Here is a 12353-nt window from a genome sequence, read left to right on the forward strand (position 1 = left end):
TTAAAAGTTTGTTTAGTTCTCATCCTGAGGCCGAGGCAATCCTTGCTTGTGCAGATGGTGTACCGACTGGATTCGCTCTTTACTTCTTCAATTTCTCTATTTATTTGATGAAACCCGGTCTATTTTTAGAAGCTCTGTTTGTTTTACCTAACTATCGTCGTCAGGGTGTAGGAAGTCAAATTTTTGGCTATTTGGCAAAGATGGCACTTGATAAAGGATGTGGGCGAGTTGAGTGGAGTGTGCTCAATTGTAATGAAAGTGCGATCGCATTCTACAAACAGCAAGGTGCAACCTTTCTCAACGACTGGCGGACTTGTCGCCTTGCTGGTGATGCCTTAGCGGCATTCTCTTCAACTTAAATAGAGTTTTTTCAAGTTTTAATATTTTTCCATTTGACAGTTAATTAAACCTACCTACTGAGGGCAATTAATATGCTATCCCTTCCTCACGAATTTTACTTTTCCGAAGAAATCTTTGCCTTAGAAAAGAAGCGTTGTCAATTTAAGGATATTTTTCTAGGACACAGTAGCTTTGTCAACGAATCTCAGAACTATTTTGTGTTGCCACACACTAAGGACACAAAGGTTCTCATCCATGATGGAGAGAACATTCAGGTTCTGCCAAACATTTGTAAACATCGTTATGCAACCATGCTCAAAGACAAGGGACATTGTCGCAGCATTGTCTGTCCAGTGCATTCCTGGTCATATGATCTCAATGGGAAGATGTTGAGTTCGGCTAATATAGAATGCGATCATGCCCTACACTCTCTAGAAAAGGAATCCATCGATATTTATGATGGTTTTGTGTTTCCTAAAAACGATTCTGCCTTGAAAGGTGCTCTAGAAACTTCTAAAACATTTACAAATATTAACTTCGAGAAGCTAAGTTTATATGCCCATGATTGCTTCTTCGTTAAGGTAAATTGGAAAAGCTATATGGATACCTTTCTAGATAATTACCACTTAGAAGCATGTCATCCTAATTTTAAAACCTTTCTAGATTCAAGATATATTGAATCGATTTTCCGAGATGATTTTAGTGTTCAAGCGATACATCTTAGAGAAAAAATCCAAATAAAAACCTCTGCTCTGGGAGACTATATAGATTGCTATAACAAATATGTTGGTAAATTCCCAGAAGACTATGGTGCTGTCTGGCTTTGTATTTATCCTAATATTATTATTGAAATTTCTCAGTGCTTTGCCCTAGTTGCCGTTGTTATACCAGAAAGCATCGACACATGCTCAATTCACGAATATCGTCTGGTAGAAGAGCAGTTTTCTCAACATCAAGACTTTCTAAATGCATTTGACCAGTATATGTATGAAATAGAATATGAAGACCATGATCTGATGACCAAGATCCATCAGGGAAGGAAAGCACTTTACCAACAAGGTCAGCAACACTGTGGTCCTTATCATCCTACTAAAGAAGCAGGTCAAAAGCAGTTTCATGATTACATCCGTAGGATGATTCCTGTAAGCATAGATGGAAATATATTAGGCGATTTGGGAGCATCTAAAAAGACTGTCTCTCCCAGAATGGATGTGGTAAACCCGTCGTTAAAATCAGATACAATTTATTTGTCTTCGCAGAAGTTGTTGGGGAAAGGATAAAGGAACGCTATTATAGCGGATATCAATCCAATACTCATATTCCACAACAACTGATGGAAATCTGATTCAAAAATCTCAATCTCTAAAATAACAGTAGAAAATGGACTCTCAAATGATTGCATCGAAATTTGACACAGATGTACGGAAAACTAATCCCTTAACTCAAGCACAACTCACTCAATATCACGAAGATGGATATCTTATTGTCCCTGGGTTATTTGATTTGGAGGAGGTTAGCTTAATCCGGGAAGTTTGCGATAAGGATCCCAATCTTTCTAATGCACTCAGAACTGTCATCAACCAAAAGGGTGAACCTTGGCGTGCTGCTGTTTGGAATGGTTTAAACGATAGTCTGGTTAGCGTAATGACTCGACTAGCTCGGATTGTCGATACTGCAGAACTTATCTTAGGCGAGGAGTGCTATCATTGGCACTCAAAAATTGTTCAAAAATCGCCCTATGATGATACCGTTATTGACTGGCATCAAGGTTACACCTATTGGTATGGTGACGGCTGTCTTTTCCCCAACATTTTAACTTGTACAGTAGCTATCACTGAGAATACTAAAGCCCATGGTTGCTTGCAAGTTATCAAAAAGTCGCACTTAATGGGTCGTATTAACCCTGTGTTGCGAGGTAATGGAGATGTATGCGATCCTCAGCGGATGGAAAAGATCATAGAAAGGCTAGAAATTGTCGATTGCGAAATGGCACCTGGTGATGCTGTATTTTTCCATGCGAACACGATACATGGTTCTCAAGGAAATAAAACAGGTGATACTCGTATCCTCATGCATTGCCACTATAACGCTGTCTCCAACCAACCTGTTGAAGAAAAATCTCAAGAATCCCACCCCTACATCCCCCTAGAGAAACTTCCTGATTCTGCGATTAAGGATGGGCTTTACAAATCGGGATTTGAGGATCAGACTGGTAATTGGAATTGGTATACATCTGACTTTGGAGCTAACTCACAATAAGTTCTTCTTGTACTGGAGTTATAGCAATAGACACTTTTAAACATCTATTTAACATAGTACAGTTATGGCAAAAGTTTTGATTATTGGTGCAGGTGGAGTGGGTAATGTCGTCACTCAAAAATGCGCCCAGTTGAAAGATGTTTTCTCGGAAATTCTCTTAGCAAGTCGGACTAAAGAAAAATGCGATCGCATTGCTGCTACTATTACCCATCCATCTCTGCAAACAGCACAAGTTGATGCAGACAAAGTCGCTGAAATGATCGCTCTAATTAAGGATTTTCAGCCTGACATAGTTATTAACGTGGCTTTGCCATACCAAGACTTGCCAATTATGGATGCTTGTTTGGCAACAGGAGTAAATTATCTCGATACAGCTAACTACGAACCTCCTGATGAAGCCAAATTTGAGTATAAATGGCAGTGGGACTACCACGAAAGATATAAACAAGCTGGCATTATGGCTGTCCTTGGATGCGGATTCGATCCTGGAGTCACAGGAGTCTTTACCGCCTATGCCCTCAAGCACCACTTTGATGAGATTCACTATCTAGATATTGTAGATTGTAATGCAGGCGATCATGGTCATCCCTTTGCTACCAACTTTAATCCTGAGATTAACATCAGAGAGATTACTCAAAAAGGAAAATACTATGAAAACTCTAACTGGGTAGAAGTTGAACCCTTCTCAGTGCATCGCTCCATTAATTACCCTGAGATTGGAGCTAAAGAATCATACCTGTTGTATCATGAAGAGCTTGAGTCTTTAGTAAAACACATTCCCACCATTAAACGGGCTCGCTTCTGGATGACTTTTAGTGAAAGTTATCTGACACACCTGCAAGTCCTCCAGAATGTGGGATTGACTAGTATTGAACCGATTGAGTATGAAGGGCATCAAATCGTCCCCTTGCAATTCCTCAAAGCTGTTCTACCTGCACCATCTTCACTAGGTGAGAACTATGAAGGTCAAACATCTATTGGCTGCCATATTCGAGGAATAAAAGACGGAAAACCAAAAACCTACTATATCTACAATAACTGTGACCATGCAAAAGCTTATCAAGAAGTAGGGGCACAAGCTGTTGCTTATACAACAGGAGTACCTGCAATGCTTGGTGCAATGCTAGTCTTAACTGGCGAATGGCAAGGTGAGGGAGTCTTTAATGTGGAACAACTTAACCCTGATCCTTTTTTGGCAAAGTTGGGAACCTATGGTTTACCTTGGCATGAGTCAACTAACAACTCAGAAGAATTTGGGGATTAACAAGCAAGATGATTGATTATTCCCAAATCCCATCCCCCTGCTATGTGCTTGAGTCCGAAAAGCTGATTGAGAATCTTGAGTTAATTGACTCGGTTCAGAAAAAAGCAGGAATTACGATCATTCTTGCCTTGAAGGGGTTTGCGATGTTCAGTGCCTTTCCCATTGTCAAACAATACTTACAAGGTACTACTGCTAGCTCTCTGTTTGAAGCAAGGCTAGGGCGAGAAGAGTTTGGTGGAGAGCTCCACCTTTACTTGCTTGCCTACCAGGAAAAAGAATTTCCAGAACTGATTCAAGGGGCAACACATATCTCGTTTAACTCCCTAAGCCAATGGGAGCGATTTAAAGAAAAAACTCTCTTGACCCAAGTATCACCGGGTCTGCGCATTAATCCAGAGTATTCTCCGGTGGAACCGGAGATCTATAATCCCTCGTCTCCCTTATCTCGTCTAGGAATACGCGCTGAAAAATTAGGTGATAAGTTACCGGAGGGCATTGAAGGGTTACATTGCCACAACTTATGTGAAAGCGACTCACAGGCTTTAGCACGTACTTTAGAGCAGATTGAAACCCTGTTTGGGCATCACCTTCCCCAGATCAAGTGGCTTAATTTAGGGGGAGGACATCTGATCACCTCTAAAAGCTATGATATCGAACACCTAATCGAAGTTTTGACCCGTTTTAAATCCCGTTATCCTCACTTGCATATTTATCTGGAGCCTGGATCGGCAGTGGCATGGGAAACTGGGGTACTCCGAGCAACAGTTCTTGATCTGATTGAAACTTCAAACCTGATTATTGCCATGCTTGACGTCTCATTTACCGCTCATATGCCTGATTGTTTGGAGATGCCTTATAAACCTCGCATTCGAGGTGCAAGAGATCCGCAACAGAAAGAGCCTAGATACCGGATGGGGGGTCTTACCTGCCTTGCAGGAGACTTTATGGGCATGGGAGATTACTACTTTGAAACGCCTTTGCAGGTTGGTGACACAATTGTTTTTGAAGATATGATTCACTATACGATGGTGAAGACTTCTATGTTTAATGGCATCAAACATCCTGCCATCGGCATTGTGCGCTCTGATGGTACTTTTAACTTGGTTAGAGAATTTGGCTACGAAGATTATAAGAGTCGATTATCTTAGGCAAATTGCCATGGGAACTAACCAAAATCATGGGTTATACTAAATCCGCTTTTGAAAGTATCACTTATTCAAGATAAAAATCGCGCCATACGAGCTATTGCTAAGAAGATTATTAGAGATATGGAAACAGGTGGTAATGTTGATGATGATGCGATCGCCAAACAGTCAGATTAGTCGTTTAGTTCAGGTTGGCATCCGAGATGTTTGTGAGGCAGAAATGGCAATGGTAAATAGTGATAGCCGAGTTGTCATGTTTGATGATTGGCAGCTCACAGCCAATGCTTACGAAGGTTTCACTTGGACAGCTCAGTGCCATAAAATTATATCTAATTTACCTGATCAGGTATATATTAGCTTTGATATTGACGGCTTAAACCCCTCCTATTGTCCCCATACAGGCACTCCCGTACCAGGTGGCTTAGAGTTTAATGAAGCAATTTACTTGTTGCGATCGCTAGTTCAAACAGGCAAAACAATTATTGGTTTTGATTTGTGCGAGGTTGCGCCTGGTGATGTTGGAGATAAGTGGGATGGCAATGTAGGGGCTAGAGTTCTATACAAGCTTGCTTGTTTACAGGTTATGCCAATTAGTGGTTAACTCGAATCCAGAAATGTTCTAAAGTTAGGATGGCGCGTTTTAGAAACTAATGGATGAGATCTTAAGTGTTGTTGCTGATTGTATTCTCAAGGCAGAGTCTATTCTTTTCATTGTTGGAGCGGGTTTATCTGCAGACTCTGGCTTACCTACATATCGTGGTGTTGGTGGACTTTTCGAGGGGATTCTCACTCAAGAAGGTGTACCAATCGAAGAAGCAATCAGTAAAAATATGTTACAAACTCGTCCCGAAGTAACGTGGAAATATCTGTGGCAAATTGGAGCAGCCTGTCATAAAGCAAAATTCAATCGCGGTCATGAGATAATTGCACAAATCGAGTCTTGGAAACCAGGTACATGGGTATTGACGCAGAATATAGATGGGTTCGAGCGCGCAGCCGGAAGTAAAAACTTGATTCAAGTACATGGACAACTCTCCGAACTATTTTGTGTAAATTGTTCTTACAGGACAACTGCAGAAGAACTCCTAGCCGGATATAGTAAACCGATGGATTTACCACCAAAATGTCCAGCTTGCGAAGGATTAATTCGTCCGGATATTGAGTTATTTGGTGAACATCATATGAGTTCTTCGGAAGAAACTTTCAAGATCCTAGATAATGCTCCCATTGATCTCATTTTTTTGATCGGCACCTCCAGAGACTACCAATACATTACTAAACCTTTGTATAAAGCTCGTAGGTTAAATGTGCCCATAGTAGAAATAAATCCTGCTGAGACCGTACTTTCAGAAATAGCTAATTACCACATTTTATCTACTGCTGCCGATACACTAGATAAATTGTGGAATATATGCGAAAAACAACTGGTAAGCTAACTCTTTGTAGGGGTGGTAGTAAATACCACTTTGCTTATCACTTCCTGGGAGTTTCAGTGAAGTCTAATGCTTCGATAATTAGCTTTTACGTCCTTTAGAAAATCCGATAATATTTAAATTATAAATTAAACTTATGCAAGAAGAAAATTTTATAACAGTTAATGGCAACCGTTTTCACTATATGTGGTTGCGAGATAACTGTCTATGTCCAGAATGTCGCGATCCTAATTCATTTCAGAAAATCTATGACATTAGTGAAGCTCAATCTCCCCCAAAACCTGTATCTGTAGTGGAGGAGGACGATAAATTAACTATTACTTGGCAAGAACAACCGATTCACCAAAGTGTTTTTCCCATTTCTTGGTTAATGGCTCATGTTCATGAGCTGGATACTCCAGTGCAATCTTCAAGAAAGATTATTTTATGGAATAAAGCTGACTTACAAAAAGAACGAACGGTAAGACACGATTTTCACAATTGTGATTCTGATGTGTGGGTGAATCAGCTTTTTAGTTTGGGTTTTACAATACTAGAAAATATTCAATCGACAAAATAATTAGAGTCTTTGGTTTGCTCTTTGGGACCGATTTATGAAACTTACTATGGAAGATTTATACCAGTAAAGCCAATTAAGGGTACTGAAGCTGTAGATTTAGCCTATTCGTCTGTTCATCCTTTATTACCTCATACTGATTTCACTTACCTTAACATAGGGCGAGTATTACAGTTTCTTTATTGTGTAGAGAATAATGCTTCTGGTGGCGAATCAATAGTTGTAGATGGCTATCGTGTAGCTAGAGATTTTCGCCAAAATCATCCTGAATACTTTAATACCTTAGCTGAAACTCCAATACATTTTAAACAGTTTGATTTACATAGTCAATATTATTTGTGCAATATTAATCCTATCTTAAAACTCAATCAAAAAGGTGAAGTAAGCGAAATTTACTTCAGTCACAAAAACTGCAAACCCAATTTAAAATTTGATAAAGTAGAATCTTTTTATGAAGCGTATAAAACTTTTTTTAATTATTTAAAAAGCCCTGATTATCAATATTGCTCTCGCCTCAAAGCAGGAGATTGTTTGGTAGAACAGAATTTCAGGATTTTGCATGGAAGAACAGCTTATGATGCTAATTATGGCACTAGACATCTTGAGGGAGTGTTCTTGGATTGGGACTACTGTAAAGGAAGACACAATTTTAAGCAATTTCAGCATTTATATCTAGAAAAATAAATAGGGTTTACGTAACTGGCACATCTAATTCATAGGGGTATTTCTAACATGGGTTATCAAAAGGTAGTAACTGATGCCAAACATATTAAGGAACTGAGCAAACCTGATCGCTTTGTCAAGATTTCTGCCAGAGAAGATCGATGTGATCTACCATCCGCAACTTGGAACACACTCTTAAGTAATACTTATTTACAGAATTGGAAAGGAATAATTCTGAACAAAGGTGTCACCGAAATAGGAATTTATCCTATGCTTTTATGGGAACTTAAACCCCAAACCATAATTGAAATTGGTGCTCTCAATGGTGGCAGTGCTGTTTGGCTAGCAGATAACTTAGAACTTTTTGGGATTCAAGGTTCGGTTTATTCTATCGATATCGATTTATCTCTTCTAGATCAAAAAGCTAGAGATTATCGAAAAGTAAATTTTATTGAAGGAGATTGTCATAATTTGAGTGCTGTTTTACCAAAAACAATGCTCAATCAACTTCCTCATCCTTGGTTAGTTATAGAAGATGCCCATGTCAATGTTTTGGGAGTAGTGGAGTATTTTCACAATAATGGTCTAACCAGTGGAGACTATTTAATTGTAGAAGATACTAACAAATCTATCTGGGATTATGGGAGCGAGAATTGGGAGGATCAAGAAGAATATGAAAAAGGAAGGCAAAAAATGTCTAATTTAAGAAGTTGGTTGCTTGACCATGAAGATGAGTATTTGATTGATACTTACTATCAGGATATGTACGGTTACAATGGATCGAAAAATTGGAATTCCATTCTTATAAAAGTCTGATGCTGCACTAGAAAAGTTAAACTTGATAGGCGATCGCTAATTGCATCAGGTCCAAATCCCTTGAAAATCACATTGGTGCTATTTGGTATTTTGTCCATCCCACATTCCGTACTTCGTTTTGTAGTACCAAAGGTTACAGAGCGGATGGTCTTGCTGTCTAAGTATAAATACGGATGGAACAATCCCATAAAAAGTGAAATCATCGACTTGTGGTCTATCCAGAGTTGGTATCTAAAAACTGTGTTAAATTCAGATTAAATCATGATAAAAAATATAGATCATCTTGGATTACAAGGGTCGATTATCTTAGGTTAATTATATCATTTGAGTATAATTACTCGTAAACTATCAGCCGTCAGCTGATAGCTTACAATTACCCTTAATCAAAATCTCCCCCATCTCCCCTATCTCCCCATCTCTTTAATGATGAGTATTCAAAGAAATCCCCATCATTAAGCAGGTCAGATCTCAACGAGCACCAATCCGAATCACATCTCCATCGAAGGTTGGGAGTGACAGCACAAAGGGATCAGTGGAATAGGTCAATGCCTGTTCTTCCAGAATACCGATGGCAATTTCTTCACCCATGCGCAAACTATCATAATAATCAGTAAAATAGTGAACGCCAGCCATATTGCGACCAATGGAAATATTGGCAGCGAGTTTGTTCAACTCACCCTCCAGAGTCAAAAAATCCCTCGTACGCTCTGAAACAAGTGTCGCCTCACCTTTCTTATAGGCAGATAGATCAGGGGCACGGAACACAATTCCCTGATCTTTGGGGCTATAGCGTTTAAATCTGATCTGTGTCCTTGCTTGTCCCGGTTTTGGGTTTTTGACTGGTGTTTCTACTAAAACTGCACTGGTATCAAAGAATGCCTTAAGCATGGTCACACATGCCCCAGCAACAGCGGCATGTCCTGCACCATAGGCAGGGTGCATGGGAGACCCTTCAGGAAATGCCATTGGTAGTAGATAATTCTGTGAGCCAGAGCCATTTTGATTGGCTAGTTCCAAAATCGACTTGAGAGTACCGTTGCTTTCTAGTTCACGTTCAAACCTTCTAATGTACTTGATTAATGCTCTGGGTACACTAGCTTTAGCTTGATTAGGTAGCTCTTGAAATCGCCGTAATAGTTCAATCCGGGCTGCCAATGCCTCTGGTCGCAGGCGAATATGGTTATTGAACTTCTGGAAGCGAACAGCTTTGAGTGCTCGTGTCGCTACTTCGGTAACCAAAGTTAAGATGTGTGGACCGCCATAGAGGGCAAAACCACCAGCATTGCGACGGGTTGCTGGATTAGCTGCTGCCACACCACCCCCAGAAAGATGATCAAAAACGGGATCGAAGGGTGTTTGCATCCCCAGGAGAATGATGCAAGCGTTGAGATAAGGTTCATAAAGAGCGTCGTAATGAACATAGGTTGCTAAATCCCGGGGAGTGGAGATAAATCGACGAGCTGGACGATCTGGTAGCTTAGGGTTTTGATCATTCTCTAAAACATAGGTTTCTCTGTCTTGCTTAATTCCACGCTGAACCAAGACATAGTCTTCCATGTTGGTCATGTAATCTTGGCAGGGTGTTGCAATGGGAACCTTTTGATCAATTTGCAAAGCACCATAGGTAATTTTCCCCTCTGCAACGTTGCCACCACCATTGAGATCAACATTACCTATCAGTAGAAACTGAGAGAGATAGGGACCGACTTCCACTCCTGGAGAAGAGCCTCGGAATACATTTTGCTCATCAAGCCTGCCTCTGGAATTAACCTTGCGAGGTCGTCCAGTTTGGTTGCGAATATAGTCGAGGGCATTGAGACGATTGATTGAACTCTCGATTTTGCTATTCGCTCCTCTTTTCTCAAAGTCATTGAGGGGCTGATCCCGCAGTATGGCTAATTCGTAGACCTCTGCTATCTCAAAAATTAGCTCTGGGTTAGCCTTACCGCTAGCATCCATTAACGGTGGTGCTGGAGGCATGGTAACCGCTTGTGGATCGGGTCCGTTTAGCTCAAAGACAACCCCTGCAGTTGGTGCTTGCCATTGTCTAAATTGCTCAAGCAGATCAGGGTTAGTCTCAGGTTTAATAGTGTAGTCTTGACCTGTAAATACTACCTCAAATTTGGCCCCATGACGTACCCGATCAGAGAAGGGATCAATAAAGCCATCGTCCACTGCACGGCGAAACTCCACAAAATCCTGTGGGTCTTCTAGTAGCCCTGTATCAGGGTTGTGAGGTAGCCCTTTGGTAAAGGACATAAAATACTGATCATCAGCGTGTCGCTGTTCATCCCCATTGGCTTTATGGGTAGGATAGTCTCGACTTCTGGCTAGTTTTGCAGCGTCGAGGCGAACGTCAAAAGACTTCTCTGAACGATTTGCCATGGGAACTCCTTACGAAAAAGAATTTTGATATGTTTTGAAGATGTCTATTCAAATGTAAAAAGTAATTTATGACTCTGACAGTACCCACAAGGGTACTTTTTTCAGGAAAAAAAATCGGTTGGTTTGTAAGGATTTAGCCGTTGGCCGTAGGCCACGCTACTTGAGGTGCTGTCAGCCGTCAGCCGTCAGCCGTCAGCCACAGGCTCACGCTAGGCGAACAGCTTAAAATAAACCTCTGCCCTTGAGAATTTTATAGTTCGAGATTAATGAGAATGAAAGTCTTGGAAAAAGCCCTACAACTAATCCTTAACAAAATACCAGTAGCTCAATTCTTCCAAAGAAATATGATTCTCTGGCTGTGGATCACGGAAATAGGAATGGATCGGAAGTAATTCCGCAGCAGGATTGGCTGATGCTTCAGAAACAATCTGTTTGATTCGACTCAAGTAGTTTAAAGCGGTGCTATCCCAGGTGTAATATTCCAAAACATACTGCTGACAACGTTTCTGTAACCTTTGCCACAGTTTTTGATCACAAAGTATTTCCCTGATGCCTCTAGCAATATCTGCTGTATTGTTGGGATCAACTAACATCCCATAGTCTTCATCCCCGACTTTTAAACTTTCACTGATACCACTATTTTTTGTTACCACTATCGGTAATCCAGCTGCTGCTGCTTCTAAAGGAGCAAGACCAAAGGGTTCAAACAGGGAGGTAAGAGTAAACACCGAACCACGCTGAGCAAAATACCGATAGGAGGCGGCTAATGCTGGTTGATCGGGTACTGAGAAAGCGCTAATTTTACCCCACAAATTTTTTTCTCGTACTACTTCCCGGATTGGACCTATTACTAGTTTTTCGGTCTGTTGATCGTGGACTTTTTCTTGCAAGGGGTTATCCAATCCACCAGTAATCAGCACCACATTGGCTTTCTGTTGCACTATCACATCATCAGCAAATGCTTGCATCAAACCTAGGAGGTTTTTCTTGGGATCTAAACGGCTGGATGCCAAGATAGCTGGTAGATTGCGCCGTGACTCACTGATGTCCCGGCGCAATCGCTCTTCAATCAGTTGATAAGTCGCTTGTTCATTATTAGCGATCGCATCGGAACCAAAAACAGAAGCATTCACTCCCGGTGCAATCACGGCAAATCGATGATCATCTTCTATATCCACTGCTCCACGATAAGCATGATGACTGTACTGTTGGAACCGCTCTTGTGCCGTATTAGTAATATTGAGGGCTGAGTGGTTCATGCTCAACCGTTCGGCTAGGATCCGGTATCGGAAATTGTAATAGTGATCAATTTCCGCCAGATTCTCTGGAGTGACGTGGAGTTTATCCATTTTTTGAGCCCCTAGGGAATGACCTGTGAAAGTAAAAGGTATCCCGGTCTGTTGCTCAATCAGCACTCCACACAGTCCCCCATCACTATAGTGGGTAGTCATGATATCAGGGAATCGACCTTCCTCTCGATAAAACTCCAGGAA

14 protein-coding genes are annotated in these 12353 nt (G+C 40.8%); 12 read left to right on the forward strand and 2 right to left on the reverse strand.

Annotated features, from left to right (window positions below; genetic code table 11):
- From F6K20_RS07345 to F6K20_RS07400, 12 genes are all read left to right on the forward strand, one after another.
- Positions 1-359: GNAT family N-acetyltransferase (locus F6K20_RS07345; RefSeq protein WP_287294265.1), on the forward strand; the 359-nt coding region annotated here is incomplete at its 5' end.
- 72 nt (positions 360-431) lie between these two features.
- The gene (locus F6K20_RS07350) at positions 432-1619 is read left to right on the forward strand and encodes an aromatic ring-hydroxylating oxygenase subunit alpha (RefSeq protein ID WP_008188825.1); all 1188 of its coding nucleotides are present in this window, start codon (positions 432-434) and stop codon (positions 1617-1619) included.
- Between the two features lie 112 nt (positions 1620-1731).
- Positions 1732-2598 carry a phytanoyl-CoA dioxygenase family protein gene (locus tag F6K20_RS07355; RefSeq protein ID WP_161603193.1) on the forward strand — a complete coding sequence of 289 codons (867 nt, stop codon included), beginning with the start codon at positions 1732-1734 and terminating at the stop codon, positions 2596-2598.
- 64 nt (positions 2599-2662) lie between these two features.
- Positions 2663-3862, forward strand: coding sequence for a saccharopine dehydrogenase family protein (locus F6K20_RS07360; protein WP_008188821.1), 1200 nt, complete (start codon positions 2663-2665; stop codon positions 3860-3862).
- Positions 3863-3870: 8 nt separating this feature from the next.
- Complete coding sequence (gene nspC, locus F6K20_RS07365) at positions 3871-5010, forward strand: carboxynorspermidine decarboxylase (RefSeq protein WP_008188819.1); 1140 nt, start codon at positions 3871-3873, stop codon at positions 5008-5010.
- A 51-nt stretch (positions 5011-5061) separates the two neighbouring features.
- Positions 5062-5184, forward strand: coding sequence for a hypothetical protein (locus F6K20_RS07370; RefSeq protein ID WP_267872104.1), 123 nt, complete (start codon positions 5062-5064; stop codon positions 5182-5184).
- Positions 5147-5608, forward strand: coding sequence for an arginase family protein (locus F6K20_RS07375; RefSeq protein WP_008188817.1), 462 nt, complete (start codon positions 5147-5149; stop codon positions 5606-5608). Before F6K20_RS07370 ends, F6K20_RS07375 begins: the two co-directional genes overlap by 38 nt.
- 49 nt (positions 5609-5657) lie before the next feature.
- Complete coding sequence (locus F6K20_RS07380; RefSeq protein WP_287294266.1) at positions 5658-6443, forward strand: Sir2 family NAD-dependent protein deacetylase; 786 nt, start codon at positions 5658-5660, stop codon at positions 6441-6443.
- A gap of 133 nt (positions 6444-6576) precedes the next feature.
- Entirely contained in the window at positions 6577-6999 is a 423-nt protein-coding gene (locus F6K20_RS07385; protein WP_287294267.1) for a gamma-butyrobetaine hydroxylase-like domain-containing protein, read from the forward strand.
- A gap of 9 nt (positions 7000-7008) precedes the next feature.
- Positions 7009-7680 (forward strand): TauD/TfdA family dioxygenase, encoded by a 672-nt coding sequence (locus tag F6K20_RS07390; protein WP_287294269.1) that lies wholly within the window; start codon positions 7009-7011, stop codon positions 7678-7680.
- A 48-nt stretch (positions 7681-7728) separates the two neighbouring features.
- Positions 7729-8475: a CmcI family methyltransferase gene (locus F6K20_RS07395; protein ID WP_287294271.1), complete on the forward strand. Its 747-nt coding sequence runs from the start codon at positions 7729-7731 to the stop codon at positions 8473-8475.
- 60 nt (positions 8476-8535) lie between these two features.
- Positions 8536-8733 carry a hypothetical protein gene (locus tag F6K20_RS07400; RefSeq protein WP_131827075.1) on the forward strand — a complete coding sequence of 66 codons (198 nt, stop codon included), beginning with the start codon at positions 8536-8538 and terminating at the stop codon, positions 8731-8733.
- A gap of 210 nt (positions 8734-8943) precedes the next feature.
- Here the strand turns inward: F6K20_RS07400 and F6K20_RS07405 are convergent, their stop codons facing one another.
- Together F6K20_RS07405 and F6K20_RS07410 are read right to left on the reverse strand one after the other, a co-directional pair.
- Entirely contained in the window at positions 8944-10860 is a 1917-nt protein-coding gene (locus tag F6K20_RS07405; protein WP_008188810.1) for a phosphatase PAP2 family protein, read from the reverse strand.
- Between the two features lie 299 nt (positions 10861-11159).
- Positions 11160-12353, reverse strand: a 1194-nt coding sequence (locus F6K20_RS07410) for a glycosyltransferase (RefSeq protein ID WP_287294274.1), incomplete at its 5' end; no start/stop codon positions are given.

Source organism: Moorena sp. SIO2C4, from assembly GCF_010672485.1.
Lineage (GTDB): Bacteria > Cyanobacteriota > Cyanobacteriia > Cyanobacteriales > Coleofasciculaceae > Moorena > Moorena producens.

Bases quoted from the DNA above. Each gene is read 5' to 3' on its own strand.
- F6K20_RS07405 (WP_008188810.1), bottom strand. From the start codon at position 10,860: ATGGCAAATCGTTCAGAGAAGTCTTTTGACGTTCGCCTCGACGCTGCA.
- F6K20_RS07350 (WP_008188825.1), top strand. From the start codon at position 432: ATGCTATCCCTTCCTCACGAATTTTACTTTTCCGAAGAAATCTTTGCC.
- F6K20_RS07355 (WP_161603193.1), top strand. From the start codon at position 1,732: ATGATTGCATCGAAATTTGACACAGATGTACGGAAAACTAATCCCTTA.
- F6K20_RS07375 (WP_008188817.1), top strand. From the start codon at position 5,147: ATGTTGATGATGATGCGATCGCCAAACAGTCAGATTAGTCGTTTAGTT.
- nspC (WP_008188819.1), top strand. From the start codon at position 3,871: ATGATTGATTATTCCCAAATCCCATCCCCCTGCTATGTGCTTGAGTCC.
- F6K20_RS07360 (WP_008188821.1), top strand. From the start codon at position 2,663: ATGGCAAAAGTTTTGATTATTGGTGCAGGTGGAGTGGGTAATGTCGTC.
- F6K20_RS07380 (WP_287294266.1), top strand. From the start codon at position 5,658: ATGGATGAGATCTTAAGTGTTGTTGCTGATTGTATTCTCAAGGCAGAG.
- F6K20_RS07395 (WP_287294271.1), top strand. From the start codon at position 7,729: ATGGGTTATCAAAAGGTAGTAACTGATGCCAAACATATTAAGGAACTG.
- F6K20_RS07385 (WP_287294267.1), top strand. From the start codon at position 6,577: ATGCAAGAAGAAAATTTTATAACAGTTAATGGCAACCGTTTTCACTAT.